At 41.7% G+C, this 25,575-nt stretch carries 21 protein-coding genes, 2 tRNA genes and 1 other RNA gene; 7 read left to right on the top strand and 17 right to left on the bottom strand.

Annotated features, from left to right (window positions below; translation table 11 throughout):
* Positions 1–147: 147 nt before the first annotated feature.
* The gene (gene trpS, locus FTT91_RS06420) at positions 148–1,161 is read left to right on the top strand and encodes a tryptophan--tRNA ligase (protein ID WP_004972183.1); all 1,014 of its coding nucleotides are present in this window, start codon (positions 148–150) and stop codon (positions 1,159–1,161) included.
* A gap of 593 nt (positions 1,162–1,754) precedes the next feature.
* Here the strand turns inward: trpS and sucD are convergent.
* The 9 genes from sucD to sdhC all read right to left on the bottom strand — a co-directional run bounded on the left by sucD (position 1,755) and on the right by sdhC (position 13,831).
* A complete protein-coding gene (gene sucD / locus FTT91_RS06415) occupies positions 1,755–2,648 on the bottom strand; it encodes a succinate--CoA ligase subunit alpha (protein WP_096901008.1) in 894 nt (297 codons plus the stop codon).
* A gap of 11 nt (positions 2,649–2,659) precedes the next feature.
* Positions 2,660–3,826 (bottom strand): ADP-forming succinate--CoA ligase subunit beta, encoded by a 1,167-nt coding sequence (gene sucC, locus FTT91_RS06410; RefSeq protein WP_180169161.1) that lies wholly within the window; start codon positions 3,824–3,826, stop codon positions 2,660–2,662.
* A 174-nt stretch (positions 3,827–4,000) separates the two neighbouring features.
* Positions 4,001–5,434: a dihydrolipoyl dehydrogenase gene (gene lpdA, locus FTT91_RS06405; RefSeq protein ID WP_131260672.1), complete on the bottom strand. Its 1,434-nt coding sequence runs from the start codon at positions 5,432–5,434 to the stop codon at positions 4,001–4,003.
* A 60-nt stretch (positions 5,435–5,494) separates the two neighbouring features.
* The gene (gene odhB / locus FTT91_RS06400) at positions 5,495–6,709 is read right to left on the bottom strand and encodes a 2-oxoglutarate dehydrogenase complex dihydrolipoyllysine-residue succinyltransferase (RefSeq protein ID WP_004972191.1); all 1,215 of its coding nucleotides are present in this window, start codon (positions 6,707–6,709) and stop codon (positions 5,495–5,497) included.
* 16 nt (positions 6,710–6,725) lie between these two features.
* Positions 6,726–9,548 carry a 2-oxoglutarate dehydrogenase E1 component gene (locus tag FTT91_RS06395; protein WP_096901045.1) on the bottom strand — a complete coding sequence of 941 codons (2,823 nt, stop codon included), beginning with the start codon at positions 9,546–9,548 and terminating at the stop codon, positions 6,726–6,728.
* 883 nt (positions 9,549–10,431) lie between these two features.
* Positions 10,432–11,142 carry a succinate dehydrogenase iron-sulfur subunit gene (locus FTT91_RS06390; RefSeq protein WP_026438061.1) on the bottom strand — a complete coding sequence of 237 codons (711 nt, stop codon included), beginning with the start codon at positions 11,140–11,142 and terminating at the stop codon, positions 10,432–10,434.
* 14 nt (positions 11,143–11,156) lie between these two features.
* Positions 11,157–13,055, bottom strand: coding sequence for an FAD-binding protein (locus tag FTT91_RS06385; protein WP_004972199.1), 1,899 nt, complete (start codon positions 13,053–13,055; stop codon positions 11,157–11,159).
* Positions 13,056–13,067: 12 nt separating this feature from the next.
* Positions 13,068–13,433 (bottom strand): succinate dehydrogenase, hydrophobic membrane anchor protein, encoded by a 366-nt coding sequence (gene sdhD, locus FTT91_RS06380; RefSeq protein ID WP_004972200.1) that lies wholly within the window; start codon positions 13,431–13,433, stop codon positions 13,068–13,070.
* Positions 13,433–13,831 carry a succinate dehydrogenase, cytochrome b556 subunit gene (sdhC, locus tag FTT91_RS06375; protein WP_026438062.1) on the bottom strand — a complete coding sequence of 133 codons (399 nt, stop codon included), beginning with the start codon at positions 13,829–13,831 and terminating at the stop codon, positions 13,433–13,435. Before sdhC ends, sdhD begins: the two co-directional genes overlap by 1 nt.
* 1,166 nt (positions 13,832–14,997) lie before the next feature.
* Here sdhC and gltA point away from each other — a divergent pair.
* The 3 genes from gltA (at position 14,998) to FTT91_RS06360 (ending at position 18,965) form a co-directional block, all read left to right on the top strand.
* Positions 14,998–16,272: a citrate synthase gene (gltA, locus tag FTT91_RS06370; protein ID WP_004972202.1), complete on the top strand. Its 1,275-nt coding sequence runs from the start codon at positions 14,998–15,000 to the stop codon at positions 16,270–16,272.
* A gap of 196 nt (positions 16,273–16,468) precedes the next feature.
* Positions 16,469–16,984 (top strand): hypothetical protein, encoded by a 516-nt coding sequence (locus FTT91_RS06365; RefSeq protein ID WP_004972203.1) that lies wholly within the window; start codon positions 16,469–16,471, stop codon positions 16,982–16,984.
* 355 nt (positions 16,985–17,339) lie between these two features.
* On the top strand, positions 17,340–18,965 hold the full coding sequence (locus FTT91_RS06360) for an NAD+ synthase (RefSeq protein WP_180169160.1): 1,626 nt from the start codon (positions 17,340–17,342) through the stop codon (positions 18,963–18,965).
* 144 nt (positions 18,966–19,109) lie between these two features.
* Here the strand turns inward: FTT91_RS06360 and FTT91_RS06355 are convergent.
* A tRNA-Met gene (locus FTT91_RS06355) sits at positions 19,110–19,186 on the bottom strand.
* A 193-nt stretch (positions 19,187–19,379) separates the two neighbouring features.
* Between FTT91_RS06355 and FTT91_RS06350 the strand changes: the two genes are divergently transcribed.
* Positions 19,380–19,793, top strand: a complete 414-nt coding sequence (locus FTT91_RS06350) for a hypothetical protein (protein ID WP_004972205.1) — start codon at positions 19,380–19,382, stop codon at positions 19,791–19,793.
* 38 nt (positions 19,794–19,831) lie between these two features.
* On the opposite strand, the gene FTT91_RS06345 is transcribed toward FTT91_RS06350, so the two are convergent.
* From FTT91_RS06345 to coaD, 4 genes are all read right to left on the bottom strand, one after another.
* Positions 19,832–19,908 (bottom strand) — tRNA-Met (locus tag FTT91_RS06345).
* Between the two features lie 73 nt (positions 19,909–19,981).
* Positions 19,982–20,359, bottom strand: an RNA gene (rnpB, locus tag FTT91_RS06340) — RNase P RNA component class A.
* A 27-nt stretch (positions 20,360–20,386) separates the two neighbouring features.
* Positions 20,387–20,650 (bottom strand): YfhL family 4Fe-4S dicluster ferredoxin, encoded by a 264-nt coding sequence (locus tag FTT91_RS06335; RefSeq protein ID WP_004972206.1) that lies wholly within the window; start codon positions 20,648–20,650, stop codon positions 20,387–20,389.
* 1 nt (position 20,651) lies between these two features.
* The gene (gene coaD, locus FTT91_RS06330; protein WP_004972207.1) at positions 20,652–21,143 is read right to left on the bottom strand and encodes a pantetheine-phosphate adenylyltransferase; all 492 of its coding nucleotides are present in this window, start codon (positions 21,141–21,143) and stop codon (positions 20,652–20,654) included.
* Between the two features lie 178 nt (positions 21,144–21,321).
* Between coaD and smpB the strand changes: the two genes are divergently transcribed.
* Positions 21,322–21,798, top strand: a complete 477-nt coding sequence (gene smpB / locus FTT91_RS06325) for an SsrA-binding protein SmpB (protein ID WP_004972209.1) — start codon at positions 21,322–21,324, stop codon at positions 21,796–21,798.
* Positions 21,799–21,876: 78 nt separating this feature from the next.
* Here smpB and FTT91_RS06320 read toward each other — a convergent pair whose 3' ends face one another.
* The 3 genes from FTT91_RS06320 to rluD form a co-directional block, all read right to left on the bottom strand.
* The gene (locus FTT91_RS06320) at positions 21,877–22,446 is read right to left on the bottom strand and encodes a flavodoxin family protein (RefSeq protein ID WP_004972210.1); all 570 of its coding nucleotides are present in this window, start codon (positions 22,444–22,446) and stop codon (positions 21,877–21,879) included.
* A 39-nt stretch (positions 22,447–22,485) separates the two neighbouring features.
* Complete coding sequence (pgeF, locus tag FTT91_RS06315) at positions 22,486–23,229, bottom strand: peptidoglycan editing factor PgeF (RefSeq protein WP_167845845.1); 744 nt, start codon at positions 23,227–23,229, stop codon at positions 22,486–22,488.
* Positions 23,230–23,300: 71 nt separating this feature from the next.
* A complete protein-coding gene (rluD, locus tag FTT91_RS06310) occupies positions 23,301–24,353 on the bottom strand; it encodes a 23S rRNA pseudouridine(1911/1915/1917) synthase RluD (RefSeq protein WP_004972212.1) in 1,053 nt (350 codons plus the stop codon).
* 71 nt (positions 24,354–24,424) lie between these two features.
* On the opposite strand from rluD, the gene FTT91_RS06305 reads away from it, so the two are divergent.
* On the top strand, positions 24,425–25,405 hold the full coding sequence (locus FTT91_RS06305) for an outer membrane protein assembly factor BamD (protein WP_178866169.1): 981 nt from the start codon (positions 24,425–24,427) through the stop codon (positions 25,403–25,405).
* Positions 25,406–25,575 lie beyond the last annotated feature (170 nt).

Raw genomic sequence — 25,575 nt, 5'->3', positions numbered from 1 at the left:
GTATTTACTTCATTAATTTTTACAGCAAAATTTTTTACAGCAAATTCTATTCAACTCACTTAAGGAAGTGACATTGAAAAATGTTATGCCTTACAATGTAGCAATTCATCGCTACATAGATGTCGTAGATACGACTTGGAATAAAAAATGAGTAATCAAGATAATCGTCCTGTGATTTTGACAGGCGATCGTCCAACTGGACAACTACATTTAGGTCACTTTGTGGGTTCTTTACGTTCACGTGTAGGTTTACAAGACTCACATCATCAACATCTGTTACTTGCCGATGCTCAAGCCTTAACTGACAATGCCGATAACTTTGAAAAAGTCCGTCGTAATATTATTGAGGTAGCAACCGATTATTTAGCGGTGGGGATTGATCCAACAAAAACCACCATTTGCGTGCAATCTTGCCTGCCTGCATTAAACGAACTCACCATGTTGTATTTAAACTTCGTGACTGTGGCACGTTTGGAGCGTAACCCAACCATTAAATCTGAAATTCAGATGCGTGGTTTTGAGCGTGATATTCCTGCAGGTTTCCTGTGCTACCCTGTAGCTCAAGCAGCCGATATTACTGCATTTAAAGCAACGGTCGTTCCTGTAGGTGAAGACCAAATTCCAATGATTGAACAGACCAATGAAATTGTGCGTCGGGTGAATCGTCAAATTGGTCATGACTTGCTACCTGAATGTCAGGCATTGTTGTCAAATGTCGGACGTTTACCTGGTTTTGATGGTAAAGCGAAAATGTCAAAATCACTGGGCAATACCATTGTGTTAGATGCCACAGACAAAGACATTAAAAAAGCTGTCAATGCAATGTACACCGACCCAAATCACCTGCGTATCGAAGACCCAGGTCAGGTTGAAGGCAACGTAGTATTTACTTATTTAGATGCCTTCGATACCAACAAAGAAGAACTTGAAGAACTGAAAGCGCATTATCGTCGTGGTGGTTTGGGCGATGGTACGGTGAAAAAGCGTTTGGAAGGCATTCTAAAAGAATTGATTGGGCCGATCCGTGAACGTCGTATCGAACTTGCTAAAGATCCTGACTACATTATGGATATTTTGAAAACAGGCACCGACAAATGCCGTGATATTACCCAGCAAACTTTAGATGAAGTGAAAGCTGGCTTGGGTGTATTCCGCTTCTAAGCATTTTGTAGATACAAATATTTTAAAGTCTCTTATTCACATGAATAAGAGACTTTTTATTTGAGTGAAAAATCAACATAAGATGACGTGATTCACAAAAAACACTTATTACTTACGTGATTTAACATCACGTAACCTGAATACTGCGGATTAGTATTTCTTCTCAGTTTAGTATACTTACATGCTTTAGGAGTAATCCTAATTTCATAACATTTCTCCGTTATCGAAGCTGTGAAAGCAGATTCGTTTTCATACGAAATGATCACCCCAATCATTGCGTATTTTTTTTATTTGAATCAGCTGTTTATACAGCTTGTTCAACAATAAAAAATCATTTCCCTAGATGCAAAAACTACTTGAACGGCTTTGTCGCACAAAGATTTCATAACTATATGATTTAAAAGTTTTGATTATTTCTTGATACAAAATTAAATTTATTTAAATCAGATGCTTACATATTTATGCAACAAAGCAATACCAAATTAACTCTTATCATATACTTTATCTCTCAAATGTGGCTAATTTTTCAACATAAAAAATCCCCAATATTGGGGATTGAGTGCTGAATAAAATCAAGCGTTTCAAAATTTGGCTTATTTAAGCAAACCTTGATCTTTTAAGACTTGCCACATGGTAGAACCCAATTCAGCAGGGCTACGCGTATAAGCAATTCCAGCACGCTCAAAGGCTGCAAATTTTTCTTCCGCAGTGCCTTTACCGCCTGAAATAATTGCACCCGCATGTCCCATACGCTTACCTTTAGGTGCTGTCACTCCTGCAATATAACCCACCACAGGTTTGCTAACATTCGACTGGATATATTCCGCAGCTTCTTCTTCTGCCGTACCACCAATTTCACCAATCATAATAATCGCATCGGTGTCTGGGTCGTCTTGGAACAATTTTAAAGCATCAATTTGGTTCATACCTGGAATTGGGTCACCACCAATCCCGATACAGGTCGATTGCCCTAAGCCTAATTTGGTGGTTTGTGCCACAGCTTCATAGGTCAAAGTACCTGAACGTGAAATAATGCCAATTCGTCCTGGTTGATGAATATGCCCTGGCATGATGCCAATTTTACATTCACCTGGTGTAATCACACCTGGGCAGTTTGGTCCCACCAAACGTGTACCATTGCCATTGGTTTCTAAATAACGCTTGGCTTTGAGCATGTCGATGGTTGGCACACCTTCCGTAATCACCACAATCAAACCTACTCCAGAATCGACTGCTTCTACAATCGAATCTAAAACAAACGGTGCAGGCACATAAATCACCGATGCATCTGCACCTGTTTCACGTACAGCTTCTTTCATGGTGTTAAATACAGGTAATTCCAAATGGGTTTGACCACCTTTTCCTGGCGTTACCCCACCCACCACTTTAGTTCCATAATCAAGTGCTTGTGCTGAGTGAAAAGTACCATTTTTACCAGTGAAACCTTGTACCAATACTTTGGTGTCTTTATTAATTAATACGCTCATCCTGATTCTCCTTAAGCTTTCACTGCAGCAACAATTTTTTCTGCGGCATCAGACAAGCCGTTTGCAGAAATAAGTTTTAATCCTGATTCATCGAGTAATTTTGCACCAAGTTCCGAGTTGTTCCCTTCTAGGCGAACCACTACAGGTACCGTCACATTTACTTCCTGAACCGCTGCAATAATTGCTTCCGCAATCATGTCACAACGTACAATTCCACCAAAAATATTAATCAGTACGCCTTTAACCGAGTGATCTGCCAAAATAATTTTAAAGGCTTCAATTACGCGTTCTTTGGTTGCACCACCACCTACATCCAAGAAGTTCGCAGGCTGACCACCATAGAGTTTAATAATATCCATAGTTGCCATTGCTAAACCTGCACCATTCACCATACAACCGATATTGCCTTCTAAAGCAACATAGTTCAGGTCAAATTCTGATGCACGCAATTCACGTTCATTTTCTTGTGTTTTATCGCGCAGTGCCAAGACTTCAGGCAAACGATACAGTGCATTAGAATCAATACCGACTTTGGCATCGACACATAAAATGTCGCCATTTTCACGTACAGACAATGGGTTAATTTCAAATAAGGCAAAATCATTGTCGATAAATGCCTGATAAGCCGCTGTCATAATCTTCACAAACTGCGTGATTTGACTGTCTTTGAGTTTTAATGCAAAAGCCACTTCACGTGCCTGAAATGGCAATAAACCCACCAAAGGATCAACTTCTACTTTAATAATTTTTTCTGGGGTTTCTTCAGCCACTTTCTCAATTTCAACACCACCTTCGGTAGATGCCATAAAAGTGACGCGACGGCTAGAACGATCTACCACTGCACCCAAATACAGTTCACGCTCTACAGGATAAACATCTTCAGCCACTAAAATACTGTTTATAGGCTGACCATAGGCATCGGTTTGATAGGTGACCAAACGTGTTCCAAGAATTTGGTTGGCATAGTCTGCTGCTTCTTGTGCAGATTTTACGACCTTCACGCCGCCCGCTTTACCGCGACCACCTGCATGCACCTGAGCTTTCATCACCGCAAATTTACCGCCCAGTTGCTCGAAAGCTTGCACGGCTTCTACGGCTGTAGTTGCCAAAATGCCTTCTTGTACTGGCATACCATATTTTTTTAATAGCGCTTTTGCTTGATACTCATGTAGATTCATTGACTAACCTTTTACTACTTCTTTTATTCAGTTATCACCACCAATATCAAACCGAAGTTTTAATATTGCTTTCCTTGTGTGGTGTTTTTCCTATGCTCTTTACTTTTAGATGATTATTCCCATAAATACAACCATCAAATGCAAAAAGAGCGGCCTAAGCCGCTCTTTTTAGTTTTATTTGCGTTTACGCTGAATCGCGTGAATCGCACGCCCATCTACAGCTAAAGCGGCTTCATGCACCACTTCAGAGAAGGTTGGGTGACCAAATGTCATTAATTGTAAATCTTCAACTGAAGATACAAACTCAAGTGCAATCATACCTTGGTGAACGATGTCAGACGCAGCAGGTCCAATCACGTGCATACCCAATAAACGATCTGTTTTTGCATCTGCAACAAACTTCACGAAACCAGCACCTTCGCCTGCTGCTAAAGCACGACCATTTACCGCGAAACCGAATTGACCAGTTTTCACTTCGTGGCCTTTTTCTTTCGCTTGCTCTTCAGTTAAACCAACCCACGCCGCTTCAGGGTGTGTGTAGATTACTGAAATGATTGTGTCATAGTTAACTTGTGCAGCATGACCGTGAATACGTTCAACTGCCATTACGCCTTCTTCCATTGCTTTGTGTGCAAGCATTGGACCACGTACCAAGTCACCAATTGCATATACACCTTCAACAGAAGTTGCACACCAATCGTTTACTTCAACTAAGCCACGTTCAGTCAGTTTAATACCGCAGTCATCTGCCAATAAACCTTCAGCATAAGCACGACGACCTACACAAACGATCAATTTGTCGAAAGTTTGTTCTTTTTCTTCGCCGCCTTGGGTATATTTAACAGTCACTTCACGACCATTAACTTCAGTACCTGAAACTTTCGCACCGATACGGATATCCATACCTTGCTTAGTCAATAGTTTCTGGTAGTCTTTTGCCAAAGCTTTGTCAGCCATTGGTAAGAATGCATCCATTGCTTCAAATACAACAACTTCTGCACCTAGACGACGCCATACTGAACCAAGTTCAAGACCAATTACGCCTGCACCAATCACACCTAAACGCTTAGGCACTTCTGGGAATTCTAATGCACCAGTAGAATCAACAATAATGTCTTGATCTACAGGAGCAACAGGAATATTTACAGGAACTGAACCAGTCGCAAGAATCACATACTTAGGCTCTAAAACTTGAGTTTCGCCTTCATGAGAAACGAACTCAACTTTTTTACCTGCAAGCAATTTACCCGTACCTTTTAACCACTCAACACCGTTACCTTTTAATAACTGATCAATACCGCCAGTTAATTGGTCAACGATTTTGTCTTTACGTGCTAATAGCTTCGCAAGGTCAAACTGTACTTCACCTGTAGTGATACCATGATCAGCCAAGTGATGAACCGTATCTTCATAACGATGTGAAGAATCAAGTAATGCTTTAGATGGGATACAGCCCACGTTTAAGCATGTACCACCCAAAGATGGTTTACCTTTGTGAATACGTTTTTCGATACACGCAACTTTAAAGCCAAGTTGAGCCGCACGAATTGCCGCTTCATAACCACCTGGGCCACCGCCAATAACAACAAGATCAAATTGTTGAGACATTTTTATCTCCAAAAATGGGCTTAGAGGATCGCTCCAAGCCCACTGATTTATTCTTTAGAATTAAAGGTCAAGGATGAGTTTAGCTGGCTCTTCTAACAATTCTTTGATTGTTACAAGGAAACCTACAGCTTCTTTACCATCAATTAAACGGTGGTCATAAGAAAGCGCTAAGTACATCATTGGCAAGATTTCAACTTGACCATTTACCGCCATAGGACGCTCTTGGATTTTGTGCATGCCCAAAATTGCAGTTTGTGGCGTGTTTAGAATTGGTGTAGATAACAATGAACCGAAAGTACCACCGTTAGTAATGGTGAATGTACCGCCAGTCATATCTTCAATACCTAGCTTACCGTCACGTGCTTTATAAGCATAGTCACGAATACCGTTTTCTACTTCAGCGTAGTTCATGCGGTCTGTATCACGTAATACAGGAACCACTAAACCACGGTCAGAAGAAACCGCAACACCGATGTCGTAGTAACCGTGATATACGATGTCTTCGCCATCAATAGAAGCGTTTACTGCTGGGTAACGTTTCAATGCTTCAGTTGCAGCTTTCACGAAGAAAGACATAAAGCCTAAACGTGCACCATGACGTTTTTCAAATGCGTCTTTGTATTGTGCACGCATTTCCATGATTGGCTTCATGTTCACTTCGTTGAATGTTGTCAACATTGCAGTTTCTTGAGTCGCTGCAAGTAAACGCTCTGCAACACGCTTACGTAAACGTGTCATAGGAACACGTTTCTCGATACGCTCACCTACCGCAACGCTTAATGGCGCAGCTGCAGCAGCAGGTTTAGCTTGATGATTTGCAACATCTTCTTTAGTGATACGACCACCACGACCTGTACCAGAAACGTCTGCAGCATTGATACCTGTTTCAGTCAACGCTTTACGTACTGCTGGTGCTTGGTCAGCAACTGGTTGTGCACGCTCAACAACTGGCGCAGCGCCTGCTTCAGTTTTCGCCGCAGCTTGCTCTACTTGTGCTTCAGACTGAACTGCTTGAGTTTGAGCAGCGCCAGAAACAGCACCCGCTTCAAATTGAGCAATTACTTCGTCAGAAAGAACTGTATCGCCTTCGTTTTTGATGATTGCAGAGATTGTGCCATCAGCAGGAGCGACTACTTCCAAAACAACTTTATCGGTTTCAATATCACAGATCACTTCATCACGTGAAACTGCTTCACCTGGTTGTTTGTGCCAAGTTGCAATCGTACCGTCTGCAACTGACTCTGGAAATACCGGTGCTTTAATTTCGGTTGCCATTACTTCGAATCTCCTGTTATTCAGCTACGATCGCAAGCGCGTCATTGATGAGCTGAGCTTGTTGTTTTGCATGCAAATATGGTGAACCACACGCTGGTGCTGCAGATGCTTCACGACCCGCATAACTAATGCGAATCTGTTTACCAGTTTTCATTACGTCATCATATAAACGTGGCGCGATGAATAACCAAGCACCTTGGTTCTTCGGCTCTTCTTGAGTCCAAACTAATTCTTTTACGTTTGGATAAGAAGCAAGAACTTCAGCAAGACGTTGTTCTGGATATGGGTACAACTGTTCAATACGAACAATTGCAGTATTGTTCAATTCTAATTCACGACGCTTTTCAAGCAAGTCGTAATACACTTTACCACCACACAATACCAAACGCGTCACGTCTGATTTGTTGATGTTGTCAATTTCATCAATCACAGTCTGGAATGTACCAGTTGCAAGCTCATCAAGGTTAGACACTGCTAACTTGTGACGAAGTAAAGACTTCGGCGACATGATGATCATTGGCTTACGGATTGGACGAATCGCCTGACGACGTAAAGCGTGGAAAATCTGTGCAGGTGTTGTTGGTGTCATCACTTGCATGTTTTCTTCCGCACAAAGCTGTAAGAAACGCTCTAAACGTGCAGATGAGTGCTCAGGACCTTGACCTTCAAAACCGTGTGGAAGAAGCATCGTTAAACCACACACACGCTCCCACTTGGTTTCGCCAGATGAAATGAACTGGTCGATTACCACTTGAGCACAGTTGGCAAAGTCACCGAATTGTGCTTCCCAAATAATCAAGCTCTTTGGAAGGGTCGTCGCATAACCATATTCAAATGCCAATACTGCCATTTCAGACAATAATGAGTCGTAGATTGCAACGCGTGGTTGGTTCTCTTTGATGTGGCAAAGTGGAATATAAGTTTTACCATCGACTTGGTTATGCAGTTTTGCATGACGGTGCGAGAAAGTACCACGACCAACGTCTTCACCAGTCAAACGAACAAGGTAACCCTCATCCAACAAAGATGCGTAAGCTAAAGTTTCAGCTGCACCCCAGTTTAGTGGCATTTCACCTGTTTGCATTTTCAAGCGATCGTCAATCACTTTGGCAACTTGGCGCTGCATCACGAAACCTTCTGGAAGTTTACGCATGGTTTGACCAAGTTCTTTCAAACGCTCGATAGGGAAAGTTGTATCCCAAACGTCTGTATAGTCGTGACCCAAGTATGGCGACCAATCTACAAACATTTTAGTATTTGGCTCAAGTACCAATGCGTTCGCAACGTGATTACCCGCTTCTAAATCTGCGCGGTAATCTTCAATCATTTGATCTGCTGCTGCGCGATCCAACACACCTTCTTGCACCAATTGGTCAGCATACAAAGTACGTGTAGTGGTCTTTTTGTTGATCACTTGATACATCATTGGCTGAGTTGCTGCAGGTTCATCCGCTTCGTTGTGACCACGACGACGGTAGCAGAACAAATCAATCACAACGTCTTTACGGAATGTATGACGGAAATCGTGTGCCAATTGAGATACAAAAATCACCGCTTCAGGATCATCGCCATTCACGTGGAAAATTGGCGCCTGAATCATTTTTGCAATGTCAGTACAGTATTCAGTAGAACGTGCGTCACGTGGGTCAGATGTTGTGAAACCAACTTGGTTGTTAATCACAATGTGAACTGTACCACCTACGGTATAACCGCGAGTTTGTGACATTTGGAAGGTTTCTTGGTTAACACCTTGACCTGCAAATGCGGCATCACCGTGAACGATTAATGGCAATACATCATCACCACCAATGTCTTTACGACGTACTTGGCGCGCACGTACAGAACCTTCAACCACAGGTCCAACAATTTCTAAGTGCGATGGGTTAAACGCAAGTGCCAAGTGCACTTCACCACCCGGAGTCATCACGTTAGATGAGAAACCTTGGTGATATTTTACGTCGCCAGAACCTTTTTTATGCAAGCTCTTACCTTCGAACTCACCAAATAGGTCTGCAGGGTTTTTACCCATGATGTTCACAAGCAGGTTCAAACGACCACGGTGTGGCATGCCAATCACGACTTCTTTACAGCCAACAGCACCCGCACGTTGAATGATTTCATTCACCATCGGGATAAATGATTCACCGCCTTCTACACCAAAGCGTTTCGCACCAACGTATTTATTACCTAGATATTTTTCTAGACCCTCAGCTGCTGTTAAGCGTTCAAGAACGTGTTTCTTTTGATCTGCAGTAAATGTGAACTTACCACGTGCGCTTTCTAAGCGTTGTTGAATCCAGCGTCTTTCTTTGGTATCAACAATGTGCATGTATTCTGCACCAATTGAACCGCAGTAGATCGCCTGCATGGCATCAACCATTTCGCCTAGTGTTGCTTCAGACTTACCAATTTCCAAATTACCTGTATGGAAAACAGTATCTAAATCAGACTTGGTTAAACCATGTGCAGCAAGATCAAGATCTGGCACGTCTTCACGTTTTGCCAAACCTAGTGGATCTAATTTTGCTTTTTGGTGACCACGGTTACGGTAAGCAGCAATCAGTTGCAACACGCCAATTTGACGTTGTTCATGTTCAGAACTCACTGAACCTTGAACAATGGCTTGAACGCGATTTGAATTACGACCTAATAAAAGGAATTGCTCACGTACATTACTGTGTGGTTGATCACCCTTCGGGAATTTATCGAAATATTCGCGCCAATCAGCACCGACTGATTCCGGTGACGTCAAATAATGCTCGTAAAGTTCTTCAATATACGCTGCACTATCAGCGGAAAGTTCAGTGTCAAGACGCAGTGCGTCAGCAACTTCTTGCATTTGTGGACCCATTTCCTATTGCAAAAACATTTTCCAGGATGCTTTTTAAGCAAAACCCATGATTGATAATGTCAAATTGGTAACATGACATTAGTCCCCAGTTGACATATGTCATGAGGCGTTATCACTACATTAGGAAAACCCAATGTCATTTATGAATCATAACGCCCTCATTGGCATCATCACTCATTTATATACTCGACCCAAGCCGAGCAATTTTTTGCAAAATCGTTTTAGAAAAAATAAGTGCTCAGTCTTAGCTTTTCTAATACGACTTTTCTGCAATAGTCCTAATTTAATAACACATCATTTGCACTTAAAATGTTGATAAAATGTACAAAAATTCAACATTTTTCAGATATAGTCATTTGTTAATCGTAACATGATCTCAGAAATGCAATTGATTTTTTTGACACATACCTCCTATAAATTGGCGAAATACACTGATTCTATTTTCATCTAACATATGGTGCTTTATTTAAAAAACAGATGCAATTTAGACCAAAGTCCAACACCGCTATTTCAGATAAAATAAAAGAGAGCACATCTCTCAATCTGCCCTCTCACTTACACGTTACATGATAACATCTAAAAATAAATATTGCAGCTAAACTTGGCATTTGCCCATGCTTTACAACAAAATAGCAGCACTGGATTACAATTGTGTGCAACTTTAGTCGGCTAAATGCTGTTTTTGTCTATTTATCCAACAGTTATACCTAAAAAATATCAAATACTCACTTTTTAATCACTTCTTTGCATGCAACATTTTTCATTTACGTACTCATCAAAAACAAGCAACTTATCACACGACTTTTATCGTAATTTTGGCACAAAAAAAAGCACACCTAGGTGTGCTTTTCTCAACTGATCACGCAGTCTATTAGCCAGCCATATCTAAAAGCATGTTACGGATGTGACCGATTGCTTTAGTTGGGTTCAAGCCTTTAGGACATACAGATACACAGTTCATAATACCTTTACAACGGAACAAAGAGAATGGGTCGTCAAGACGAGCCAAACGCTCTTGAGTTGCTGTATCACGCGAATCAATAATGAAACGGTATGCATTCAACAACGCTGAAGGACCCAAGAACTTGTCTGGGTTCCACCAGAATGATGGGCATGAAGTTGAACAACATGCACAAAGAATACATTCATACAAACCATCAAGATGTTCACGATCTTCTTGAGATTGTAAACGCTCTTTTGGTGGCGCAGGTTGGTTGTTGATCAAGAACGGATGAATCTTGTTGTACTGATCGTAGAACTGATTCATGTCTACAACCAAGTCTTTAATTACAGGAAGACCCGGAAGTGGACGAATTGTGATCACTTCTGGTAAATCGTTTAGGTTCCAAAGACACGCTAAACCGTTTTTACCATTGATGTTTACACCATCAGAACCACAAATACCTTCACGACATGAACGACGGAATGTCAAAGATTCGTCTTGTACTTTCAATTCAAGAAGTGCATCAAGCAACATACGGTGCTTATCAGTCAATTCAAGCTTAAAAGTTTGCATGTACGGTGCTTTATCCTTATCAGGATCGTAGCGGTAGATATTAAATGTACGAGTACCTCTACTCATCTTACTTCTCCCAATTAGAATGTACGTGGTTTAGGTGGAATAGCAGCTACAGTAAGCGGCTTGTAACGTACTGGTTTGTACTCAAGACGGTTATCTGTAGAGAACCATAAAGTATGCTTCATCCACTCATCATCACGACGACCGTAAGAATAAGTTGGGTGATCTGGTGGTAACTCAAAGTCTACAACCGTATGCGCACCACGACATTCTTTACGTGCAGCAGCTGAGATCAGTGTCGCTTTAGCAACTTCATACAAGTTTTCAACTTCTAATGCTTCTACACGTGCAGTGTTGAATACTTTAGATTTGTCTTTCAAATGAATGTTACGAACACGTGGCTCAAGCGCAAGAATTTGTTTCACACCTTCATCAAGCAATGCTGAAGTACGGAATACACCTGCGTGGTCTTGAACGATGTTACGAATTGCATCAGCAACTTCTTGAGCGTTTTCACCTGAAGTCGATTCGTCAAGTTTACGAATACGGTTCACAGTATTTTCAAGTACAGTTGTTGGAAGTGGTTCGTACTCACCATCATGTTGCTTAGTCACATACTCAATGATGTGTTGACCAGCAGCCTTACCAAATACAACCAAGTCAAGCAATGAGTTTGTACCTAAACGGTTTGCACCGTGTACAGATACACATGAACACTCACCAATTGCATAGAAACCTTTTACTGGTTTAGCAAAGTCACGGTCACCCGCGTTGGTTGTATATGTATCAGTTTCTGCGTTGTAGTTCGCAACCAACTCTTGAGTTTCACGGCTTTCTGGAACAACCACTTGACCATGAATATTGGTTGGAATACCACCCATTTGGTAATGGATTGTAGGCACAACAGGAATTGGCTCTTTAGTACAGTCAACGTTCGCGAATTTCTTACCAATCTCAAATACAGATGGAAGACGCTTCATGATTGTGTCTGCACCTAAGTGCGTCATATCAAGCAAGATGTAGTCTTTGTTTGGACCACAACCACGACCTTCTTTAATTTCTTGGTCCATAGAACGTGATACGAAGTCACGTGGCGCCAAGTCTTTCAAAGTTGGTGCATAACGCTCCATGAACGGTTCGCCTGAATCGTTACGAAGGATACCACCCTCACCACGACAGCCTTCCGTTAACAATACGCCCGCGCCCGCAACACCTGTTGGGTGGAACTGCCAGAATTCCATATCTTGTAATGGAATACCTGCACGCGCAGCCATACCAAGACCGTCACCAGTGTTGATATATGCGTTTGTAGATGCACGGTACACACGACCTGCACCACCTGTAGCAAACAATGTCGCTTTCGCTTGGAATACTGCGATTTTACCTGTTTCTTGGTCAATTGCAGTCACACCTAGTACATCGCCAGCTTCGTTACGGATCAAATCAAGAGCGATCCATTCTACGAAGAATTGAGTTCCCATTTTCACGTTGCTTTGATAAAGCGTGTGAAGAAGTGCGTGACCTGTACGGTCAGCTGCAGCACATGCACGTGGAACCGCTTTTTCACCGTAGTTTGCAGAGTGACCACCGAATGGACGTTGGTAAATTGTACCGTCTGCGTTACGGTCAAATGGCATACCCAAGTGTTCTAATTCATAAACCACTTGTGGCGCTTCACGCGTCATGAATTCAATCGCGTCTTGGTCGCCCAACCAGTCAGAACCTTTTACCGTGTCGTAAAAGTGGTAGTGCCAGTTATCTTCTTGCATGTTACCAAGAGATGCACCAATACCACCCTGCGCTGCAACAGTGTGTGAACGTGTAGGGAATACTTTAGTCAATACCGCAACTTTCAAACCAGCTTGAGCAAGTTGGTAAGATGCACGCATACCTGAACCACCACCACCAACGATGACTGCGTCAAAGAATTGGTGTGGAATATTTGTATAATCTTCTTTAGGGTTAATCGCGCCCATGATATTTTCCTATCAATTCGCCCAGAAAATCTGGATTGCCCAGATTGCGTATGCAAAAACAGCAATAATCACTGCTGAAGTCAGCACTAGGCGTAAACCTGAAGCTGAAGGACCCATTTGACGAGTAGTCACATAGTCAGTGAATACTTGCCACATACCGATCCAAGCATGTGCAACAAGAGATAAGACTGCCAATAAAGACATAATCTTCATTGGTAATGTCATCATAAAGCCGTACCACTGTTCAAAGTTGAATCCACCGTTAAGAAGAATCCAACCAAATACCACAACGGTATAAACAGCAAGAACAACAGCACTAATACGTTGGATAAACCAATCGCGAGAACCTGAACCCGTTAAACCTGTAGCACTTTTCATTAGATTACAATCCATACAAATGCTGCAACGATACCGATAGCAGACAAGATCAATGAAATAGTAGCTGCAATGCGACCACTTTGCAGTTCTTCTGCAAAACCAAGGTCAGCAAGTAAGTGCTTAACACCAGCAATGAAGTGATAGATTAAGCCGGCTACAAATACCCATACGATAAAGCGCACAAAGAAACCGTTAAAAATTTCTTGAACTTGAGCAAAACCTTCAGGTGAAGACAAAGACTTGTCTAACAACCATAAAAGTACCGGTACGAGTAAAAATACGATGACACCAGAAAGACGGTGTAGAATTGATGCAATAGCCACGGGCGATTTTAAGTTTACTTCTAAAACTTGACCCATGGACAAATTGACAGGTCTGTTGCTTTTCACAGCGGGCATCCTGTAAGTAAAAACTCCATCCGGAGTTTGTTGGAATAAATTCGAAGGAAAGCTGGCATTGTTAGGCAAATTCATGCCTAACCTTAAAACGACACTGAATTATAAAACGTCAACTGTCAAAATACAAACAACACAGCTCGGCTTTTTTGCCAAAAATCCTTTAAATAAGAATCGTTAACAACAACAAGAAGCAACAACCTGCTTAAACGAATTGCAATTACACTTCTAACACAATGTTTTTATACAAATTATTCAGTAATAGGCTCTATATATGGCTTTATACCTGTTTAGAATATTTAGACTAAAGATAAATTTGCACCTTGTGCTCTATCGTATCTATTCGCGTCTACAAACATTGAGCAAACAGCTTTATCGGACTCTCGCATCTTTTACTGTTAATACTGTGGCACGTTGCTGCAAAGCAATAATCATTGTGTTACTCACACTTGGATAACTTCTATTTATTAATAATCAACAGACTTAGACTGTTTTATATATCCCGTATTACAAGGTTTATAACCCAGACTATTTCTCAAACTTATATTCAGCGTCTTCTCTAAATACCAACCCACACTTCTTACCATAATCATCATGCGAAAGAATGACTTATCCAGTATTTTCTAATATTACACAAAACAAGAAACTCTTAATCTTATGCAGAACCCCATATTCTTTTGCCCAAAAAATGCTTATTCCTGAAATTTTTTCTGAGTTTAATCAGTCATTTTTTGATCAATCAATATCGAATTTAAATACCAGACTTACTGCCTATTACAACCAATCTGACCACCCTACCGTGTATGTAAAAACGTGTAAGTTATGAGAATTAGATAAATTTAAGTATTGGACTGAATCCTGCTAAAGAAATAGCACATCAAAACCAGTATTTAAAATTGCTTACAATTAATCCGTATTGATGATTTTTTTCTGCACATCCGACAAATTTTGACTTATGATACGGCGGCTGTGCTGTGATTTTATTGATTTTTTTACTGGAATTTTTTCGACTTTTTCTATAAATAGTCGTCTGCTTAATCCATAAGTATAATTGACAAAATTTCAGTACTCTCTAATCTTAGAGCTAATTTTTAATCCGTCTGACTTGCGCATTAAAAGATTGATACTTCGAGTCAGATCAACATTCACCAGGACAGGAGATCTATTGAATGTCTGAAGCAACTGGCAAAAAAGCCGTATTACAGCTTGATGGAAAAGAAATTGAATTACCAATTTACAGCGGCACATTAGGCCCAGATGTAATTGACGTTAAGGATGTGTTGGCGGCAGGTCACTTTACTTTTGATCCTGGTTTTATGGCAACAGCGTCTTGCGAGTCTAAAATTACGTTCATTGATGGTAACAAAGGTATTCTTTTACACCGTGGTTACCCAATTGACCAATTAGCGACTAAAGCTGACTACTTAGAAACTTGCTACTTATTATTAAATGGTGAGCTTCCAACTGCAGAACAAAAAGCTGATTTTGACGCTAAAGTTCGCAACCACACTATGGTTCACGACCAAGTAAAACGTTTCTATAACGGTTTCCGTCGTGACGCTCACCCTATGGCAATCATGGTAGGTGTTGTTGGTGCGTTATCTGCGTTCTATCACAACAACTTAGACATCGAAGATGTTAACCACCGTGAAATCACAGCGATTCGTTTAATCGCGAAGATTCCTACTTTAGCGGCTTGGAGCTACAAGTACACTGTTGGTCAACCATTTGTTTACCCACGTAACGACTTAAGCTACGCAGAAAACTTCTTGTACATGATGTTTGCTACACCAGCAGACCGTGATTACAAAGTAAACCCTGTTCACGCTCGCGCAATGGATCGTATTTTCACGCTTCACGCTGACCACGAACAAAACGCGTCTACTTCAACTGTACGTTTAGCTGGTTCTACTGGCGCTAACCCATACGCATGTATCTCTGCAGGTATTTCTGCACTTTGGGGTCCTGCTCACGGTGGTGCGAACGAAGCTGTTCTTAAGATGCTTGATGAAATCGGCTCTGTAGAACACGTTGCTGAGTTCATGGAAAAAGTGAAGACTAAAGAAGTTAAACTTATGGGCTTTGGTCACCGCGTTTATAAAAACCATGACCCACGTGCAACTGTAATGAAGCAAACTTGTGACGAAGTACTTAACGACTTAGGTATCAACGATCCACAACTCGCTCTTGCAATGGAACTTGAGCGTATTGCGTTATCTGATGAATACTTCATCAAGCGTAACTTATACCCTAACGTAGACTTCTACTCAGGTATCATCCTTAAAGCGATTGGTATCCCAACAGAAATGTTTACTGTAATTTTCGCACTTGCACGTACAGTTGGTTGGATCAGCCACTGGTTAGAAATGCACAGCGGTCCTTACAAAATCGGTCGTCCTCGTCAGCTTTACACTGGCCACACTCAACGCGACATCAACCGTTAATTCGGTCTGCGTTGTAGCGTGTAAAACGACACGACAAAAAAACCACCTTCGGGTGGTTTTTTTATTGCTTTTATTTAGCTCACCAAACTCATTTCTGTTTGGTTTGTCCTAAACCACAACCAAAACGTAAAATAAAATTTAGATCATTGCGGATTTAGGCTATATTTTTGATGTCTGCCACTTACGACTCATTTCCATGCTACAACTGCATTTATTCATTCTCAGCTTATTGATGCGACTGCTCAAACTAGATCAGTTTAGATGTCGAAGCCTAACTGCAATGGAAATACAGTTGTGCCAATCTGTGTTTGGCAATCTGATTGACTACAGCCAAGTCAAAGTTATGAACCATCCTTATTTGCCTTGGCAGCCACAGCACATTTTTATGGCCCCCTGTGGCTATATTCATGTGCGTAATCGGCATTATCTAGCCGACTACAGCCAAGCACACCGTGGCTATCAAGCGATCTTTATTCATGAGATGGCGCACATTTTACAGCATCAACATCACATCAATGTCTTACTGCGTGGTGCGGTATTGCAAACCGCGTATTTTTTGAGTTTTAAGCGTTACAATCCATATCATTATCGCTTAATTGAAGCGAAACCTTTTTTTGCTTACAACATTGAGCAACAAGGTGAAATTGCCAAAGATATTTTTCTTAAAAAAATAGACAATATTATTTTAAACAGCCCGCACCGCTCGACTTAGCTCACTCATCTTGGTACATGCTTATTTCACGAAAAACACATGCATCATACAACCTAAAAATATAATGCTTTTCAAATAAATAGCATAAAAATTCTGTCACATTTCAATGATATTCTGCAGCATGCAAGAATAAAGTGTATTCGATGCTAGCATCTATTCTAAATTACGATAAAATAGCAAAAGTCTCTATTTTTGCACCGCAAAATAAGATCTTTATCTGTTAGATAATAAATGGTTTTTATTTGTGCCTTTCGGCAGTCGTTTAATCCACAATACACTGCGCTGAAATTTTTATAACAATAATAATCAGTCGTTTATGTGTATTTTAAACCTATAGGAATAGGACTTAATTTAAATGAAATCTTTTAAAATTGCCCTTGCACAGTTCTCTCCACACATCGGCAATCTCGAAGCAAATGCGCAAAAAATGCTTGAACAGGCAAATGAAGCGAAAAAACAACACGCAGATCTGATTATTTTCCCTGAACTTTCTCTCTTGGGCTACCCTGCAGAAGATTTATTACTGCGCCCAAGCTTGAATCAACGCACACAACAAGCATTTGAACAATTACGTGAAATTAAAGATATTGTTTTAGTTTTCGGCTTTGTCAATGAAACTGAAGATGGTCAGCGCTTTAACTCGGCTGCCGTCATGAAAGATGGCAACATCTTAGGTATTTACAACAAGCAAAATTTACCAAATTATGCTGTATTTGATGAAAAACGCTATTTTGATGAAGGTCATCAACACTTAGTTTTTGAATACCTTGGTCATAAATTTGGCGTTTTGATTTGCGAAGATTTATGGTCTTTGCCAACCGTGCAGCAATTGGCACAGTTGAATGTAGAAACTGCATTGGTCTTGAACGCATCGCCTTATGAAGTGGGTAAACCGCAGCATCGTGTACAGACCATGACCGAACTGGCAAAACAATTACATCTCAATGTGGTGTATGTAAACCAAGTTGGCGGTCAAGATGATTTAATCTTCGATGGTACGAGCTTTGTGATTAACCAAGCAGGCAATGTTGCATTACAAGCCCCAACCTACCAAGAAGGTTTATTCTACGCAGAATATGACGCTGCACAGAAGCACTTTAAAACTGCCGAAATTAGCCCAGCTTTAGACACCCTTGCAGAAATCTATCAAGGTTTAGTATTAGCAACCCGTGACTATGTGCAACGCTCTGGCTTTCCAGGTGTAATTCTAGGCTTGTCGGGTGGAATTGATTCAGCACTTACCCTTGCCATTGCGGTTGATGCAATTGGTGCAGACAAGGTACAAGCGGTAATGATGCCGTACACTTATACTGCGCAAATTAGTGTGGAAGATGCTGCAGAGCAAGCCAAAACTTTAGGCGTGACTTTTGGTATTGCCGAAATTCACCCGATCGTAAATAGCTTTATGCAAACGCTGTATCCTTTCTTTGGTAACAGCCCTAGCGATACCACAGAAGAAAATCTACAAGCCCGTGCCCGCGGCACAATCTTAATGGGTCTGTCGAATAAGTTTGGTAACCTCGTGCTTTCTACAGGTAACAAATCTGAGTTAGCAGTTGGCTATTGCACGCTTTATGGCGATATGGTCGGTGGTTATGCGGTACTCAAAGATGTGTACAAAACCATTGTGTTTGAACTGGCTAAATACCGTAACAGTATTGCCGATACTCCTGTGATTCCTGAGCGTGTGATCACGCGCCCACCTTCAGCAGAATTACGTCCTGACCAAAAAGACCAAGATTCTTTACCACCATACGAAGTGCTCGATGCGATTTTGTATGCGTATATTGAAGAAGATCAAAGCCAAGAAGATATCATTGGCAAAGGCTTTGAACGCGCGATGGTCGAGAAAGTCATTCAATTGGTTGATCGCAACGAGTACAAGCGTCGCCAAGGTGCATTAGGACCACGTATTAGTTCACGCGCTTTTGGTCGTGAACGTCGCTATCCGCTCGTCAATGGTTGGAAAGCAGGGATTTAACGCTAAAGCATTGCTTAAACAAAGATACAAAAAAACCAAGCCACGGCTTGGTTTTTTTGTACCTGCCATTAAACCAATGCTGCAAAAAGTAGCCTAAAATTTTGACATAAAAAAAGACCAAGCTGAGAGCTTAGTCTATAAAAATGGTGGCTATGACGGGACTTGAACCTGTGACCCCCGCATTATGAGTGCGGTGCTCTAACCAACTGAGCTACATAGCCATAAACTGTGTGCGCATTATCTAAACTTAGCCCTGCATCGTCAAGTATTTTAATTTACAAACGCTCACAGTTTAAGCAAAAACAGTGCAATTTGTTTAATTTTAATCAAATTACTATTTTCTTACGGAGATTCTTAAATATTTGCAGCAAAATCTATATCAAGTCACACAGAAAAAAGAGAATAAATTCAACCATGATCTTGAAGTCTATAATACTGAGTAGCCTTGTTGTTGGCTTAAGTTCCTGCGCTTTGGTTTCACCTATTTTTGTAGATTACAACGGTGTACGGCGTGATGTTGCGCAATTTATTAATTCTAAAATGAGTTATAGCATCGCAGACCGACGTGTCTTGGTTGCTTATGCCAAAGGGCAGCAAAAGATTTTAACGGCACATCAACTCAATGCTGCAGCGCAGCAACAACTGGCTTATGAGCGTGCTGTAGGGCGTTATTGTGCATCACAACACATTTCGCTAAAAAAATTAAATCAGGTCGATGCCAAAATTTTTGCTCACTCTGATCAACAAGCCAATTGGCAACAGATTCAAAACCTACAAATGCAGATTCAACTAGATACAGCTCAAATAGATTGCACAAATAAATTTTAAACAAAAAAAGACCACGTTAGTGAACGTGGTCTGAAAAATGGTGGCTATGACGGGACTTGAACCTGTGACCCCCGCATTATGAGTGCGGTGCTCTAACCAACTGAGCTACATAGCCAAAAACTGTGCGCGCATTATCTGCTGTAATCTAGGCAACGTCAAGCCTTATCACGCATCAATTGCTTAAAATTTGGTGAAGTGAACCGATAAGCCGGGTTCTGTCGAGAACGATCATTCCTCTAGGCGTACAATCACTCATACGCTCAAGCGACCTACCCGAATCCAGTACGGGCCGTACCTCAGGATTCCTATTTGGTCTTGCTTCTGGTGGGGTTTACCATGCCATGAACTGTTACCAGCCATGCGGTGCGCTCTTACCGCACCCTTTCACCCTTACCTTCAATTTCTTCCGAAAAAGAAACCATATGAAGGCGGTCTACTCTCTGCTGCACTTTCCGTCGGCTCACGCCGCCCAGGCGTTACCTGGCACCCTGCCCTATGAAGCCCGGACTTTCCTCCCCTGTTTCAGTCACGGAGACCTCCACAGCAGCGATCGTCTGGTTCACTTCGAAGGCGCATCTTAGCAAAATTATAAGTTAATTGCTTGCGCTTTTTTGAGCAATCAGTTTTTTATATTTTTCCAGCAATTGTTCCTGTGTTTCTACATGCTCTGGATCGAGCGGAATACAATCGACTGGGCAAAATAACTGACACTGCGGCTGCTCGTGATGTCCTACACATTCAGTACATAATGCTGGATTAATCTCATAAATCAGCTCACCCATATAAATTGCCTCATTTGGGCATACAGGTTCACAGACATCACAGTTAATACATTCATCGGTAATATATAAAGACACGCTACCAACCTTGTCGTAATTTACGCTCAAAGGCTTCGACCACAACAGGTGCAACAAATTTAGTCACATCACCTTTTAAGCGTGCAATTTCACGAACTAATGTAGAAGAAATAAATGAATATTGCTCTGAAGGAGTCAGAAATACCGCTTCATATTTCGCATCTAATTGACGGTTCATATTTGCCAACTGAAATTCATATTCAAAATCTGAAACAGCACGCAAACCACGCAAAACTGCAGTCGCATTTTGCTCACGGAAAAAATTAACCAATAAACCATCAAATCCGACAAATTCAACATTAGGCAAATGCTTTAAAGATGCCTGTGCCAATTCCACACGTTCTTCCAAAGTAAAAATTGGATTTTTATGATGTCCAATGGCAATTGCGACCACGACTTCATCAAACATTTTTGCAGCACGTGTCACCAAGTCAATATGACCATTAGTAATCGGGTCAAAGGTGCCCGGATAAATTACGCGAGTTTTAGACATCCATTATGCTCTAGTTGGTTTTGTCAAAGTTAGTTTAACAAATACAAAAAAATTTAGTGAACAAAGTCTACCAAATTATGAAATATCAAAGCAGTTTAGCCAACAGTTGTGATGATTTTGATTTGTCAGCAAGCCTTGGTTTGAGGCACAATAGTCATAAGTTTGGAAGTAATTGAATATGGCGAAGCTAACTGTAGTTAAAAAAAATACGGGCGGAACAATTGCACAGAATAAACGTGCACGCCACGATTATTTTATTGAAGAAAAATTTGAAGCAGGACTTTCTTTGCAAGGTTGGGAAGTCAAATCTTTGCGCGCAGGACGTATGACTATTACCGAAAGTTATATCCTGTTTCGTGACAATGAAGCCTTTTTATTTGGTGCACAAATTCAACCACTCTTGTCGGCTTCAACGCATGTAGTGCCTGAAGCGACCCGTACCCGCAAACTCTTACTTTCACGACGTGAAATTGAAAAGTTGATGGGTGCAGTCAATCAAAAAGGTTATTCTTGCGTACCTTTAGCATGTTATTGGAAAGGCCCTTTAGCGAAGCTTGAAATTGCTTTGGTGAAAGGTAAACAATTGCACGATAAACGCGCTTCTGAAAAAGACCGCGATTGGCAGCGTGATAAAGCACGTTTGATGCACAAATAATTTTGCACATTCCGCCCATAAAAAATGCTCGAGATCAACATCGAGCATTTTTTATGGAAGTTGTAAAACTAAAAATGCTTAGTCTTTAAGTTTTAATTCCACCAAATATTTACCAAATTTGACTGCAGTTTCCAAATCACCTTCGGGTGGCGTAACTTCAACACTGGCATTATCAGACTGCGTCATTAAACCCAAAAAGCTCGACATGCGGTTAATATCGTGTGGACTACGCCCTGTCGGCATAAACGGTAAACCTGACCACAACATGCCATGCTGCATCGCAAATAAATTAATTTGTTGCAGCACCGCCAGTTTATCGCCACTTAAACCACCGCCATTGGTAAAACCTGCCGCCAGTTTGCCCTGCCAAGTTCTGGCCAACCAACGCTTAGACGATTGCTCCATAAACTGTTTTAAAGCCGAAGTAATGCTGCCCATATAAGTTGGACAGCCCATAATGATAATATCGGCTTGATCTAGGCTATCCCATTCAATTTCAGCCACATCCATCAAAGTCACCTGAGCATCCATTTGCGCAGCACCTTGTGCAATATGCTGTGCCACCTTAGCAGTATGACCATAAGGACTGTGATAAACCACCGCCACACGAATAGCAGCGCAAGAAGATGTTGAATGAGTCACTGACATGAGAATGTTTAAAACCAAATAATTAAGTCAAGTTTAACACTAAGCCTGCATAAACACGAATGTTGCCATACGTCCTGTACGTGCTTGACGGCGGTAAGAATAGTAATCATCGGCTTGTTGATACGAGCACTGATCACCGCCCAAGACCGTTGTAACACCATGCTGCTGCAAAATAAAACGCGCGATCGCATACAAGTCAGCAAGATATTTACCTTGCTGCTGCCCTGCAATAAAAGCCGTGTCTAATTCAGGATATTTATCGCAAAATGCCTGTTTCACCTCAGCCCCAACTTCAAAACACGGCTGACTAATAGCCGCACCCAACCACGCCCATGTTGGAGCACTTTGCATTTCGACGATGGTGTTTTCGATAATACCGTTGGCAAGACCACGCCAGCCTGCATGCAGATTCGCAACCTCAGTGCCTTCGGCATTGCCCAAAACCACAGGTAAACAGTCTGCGGTCATCATCATTAAAGCATGCGCTTTACGCTGAGTGACCAAACCATCGCCTTCTAAAGCTTCACAAGTGATTTGCTCATTAATGGTCTGACACAACACGCTATGTGTTTGCGTCATCCACGTCATTTTATCGACCCCATATTCAGCAAACTCTGCCAGTAAACTCATACGATGCTGCTGCACACGCCATGCATCATCCTGCACATGGAGCGCCAGATTAAAACCAGATACATCGGCACAGTCTGTCGCTAAAGCTTGCACATGTTGTATGCGGGTTTGCCCAACATACACACCTGCAGGTAATCCTTGAACAAATTGCATAAATCTATCCTTAGTCGTTTTCTGGCATTGCCGTATCTGAGTTGATCTTGTTAATGCTGTCTATGCAACAATTAATAGGCAGCATTTTCACTGCGTAACACGTCTACCAATTGTTTAAAGTCTTCAGGCCACGGCGCTTCAAACATCATTTCTTCTTGAGTACGTGGATGCACCAAACCGAGTTTGACGGCATGTAAGGCCTGACGTTTAAAGTTACGCAAGGTATCGTTTAATAATGCCGATGCGCCTGCTGGCACACGTACACGTGGCGTATAAACAGGATCGCCAACCAAACCATAACCAATATAACTTAGATGCACACGAATTTGATGAGTACGTCCAGTTTCCAAACGCGCCTGAACACGAGTGAAATGCTGAAAGCGTTCTTTAACATTGTAATGTGTGACGGCGTCTTTGCCGCCCGGCAAAACAGCCATTTTCACTCGATCTACAGGATGGCGTTTAATCGGCTCATCGACAGTGCCTCCCGCAATCATGTTGCCGTACACCACCAAGTCGTATAAACGATAAACTGACTTTTTCGCCAGTTGCTTGGTCAAGGCAAACTGTGCTTCCAGATTTTTGGCAACCACCAGCAAACCCGAAGTATCTTTATCAATACGATGCACCAAACCTGCACGAGTTAACTCTGCCGATTTTGGATAATGATGCAGCAAGGCATTTACCAGAGTTCCAGAGCTATTTCCCGCCCCCGGATGCACCACCATGCCCACAGGTTTATTAATCACCATGATGTCATCATCTTCATAAATAATATCCAGTGGAATATCTTCAGGCAGGCTGCGGGTTTGCGCTTCAAGCTCGACTTCTAGGGTAAGAAGCTCATCACCTTCACACTTATATTTAGGTTTGACCGTGTTACCATTTACCAACAAATGACCGTCTTTGAGCCACTGTTTTAGCTTTTCACGTGAAAATTCACTCCAAATGATGGCTGCAACTTGGTCGATGCGTAGTCCTAAGTGGCTGTCATCCAATTGAAATTGCAACGATAAACGTGTTGCAGTTGAGTCTGAAGTATGGTTATCTGCATCCTCAGCATCTTCAAGTAAATTGAACTCAGTTTCAGGTAAATTGGAATGGGTAGATTGTGCTTGACTCATTTGCTCATTCAGACAAAAGTGGTTTAATAGCGCAATTGTAGCTCATTGCCCGTATTAACAGAGGAATTTTTATGTCGCTACCACGTTATAAAATAACAATGCTTGCTCTTTCACTCGGCGTTGCGTCTGCAATTGTGGGCTGTAGCAGCAATCCAAAAAAAGAAGTGGTCGATACTGGTCCGCAATCTAGCGAACAAGTTTATATTGAAAAAGCAGAAAAAGCACTGGATCGTGGTCAATACACCGATGCCGTTAAGCATCTTGAAGCTTTAGAAACCTATTACCCAACGGGTGATTATGCGCAGCAGGCGCAGCTTGAATTGTTGTATGCAAAATTCCAGCAAAAAGATTATGAAGGCGCAATTGCTGTTGCAGATCGTTTTATCCGCATGAACCCGCAGCATCCTAAAGCCGATTATGCCTACTATGTACGTGGCGTAGCGAATATGGAACAAAACTATGATGGTTTGTTGCGTTATACCTCGCTCAAGCAAGCGCACCGTGATGTCAGCTATTTAAAACTAGCGTATCAAAACTTTGTCGATTTTATCCGTCGCTATCCATCGAGCACTTATGCGGTAGATGCTGCACAGCGTATGCAGTTTATTGGTCAGGAACTGGCAGAAGCCGAAATGAATGCAGCACGTTATAACATTAAACGTAAAGCATGGGTGGCTGCAGTAGAGCGTTCATTGTGGGTAGTTGAGCATTATCCGCAAACTCCGCAAATTCCAGAAGCGTTGGCAACGGTGGCTTATGGTTATGGCAAACTGGGCGATCAAGCCACAGCTCAACAATATATTGATGTGTTGAAACTGAACTATCCAAATTTGGTTAAAGCAGATGGTAGCGTGAATTTACGTGCTGCCCGTCATGACGCAAGCTGGATTAACCGTGCAACTTTGGGTATTTTCGGACGTGAAGCGCAAAGCAGCACCGAAGCACAACAGTCAGATACTAAAGCACAAGCAGAGCCATCACGCAGCCTCACCAACCGTTTGAGTTTTGGCTTGCTCGATCGTCCAAAATCTCAAAACGACAGCACTGAATAAAACCATTCCGACTGATTTTTCAGTTTTGAAAAATGCAAAGGGCAAGTTATGATACTTGCCCTTTGTTCTTTTATGGGCTTGTTTCCTGTCCTAGAAAAAGATACAAAAGAGAATACTCATTGAGTCAATCAGCACAGTCTGATGTATTCAACCTGTTCGGCGAACCTTTC

The sequence above is a fragment of the Acinetobacter sp. YH12021 genome, assembly GCF_013420145.1.
GTDB classification, from domain to species: Bacteria; Pseudomonadota; Gammaproteobacteria; order Pseudomonadales; family Moraxellaceae; genus Acinetobacter; species Acinetobacter towneri.
Note: the sequence above shows the minus strand (reverse complement) of the source record. Positions and strands in the feature narration are given on the sequence as shown.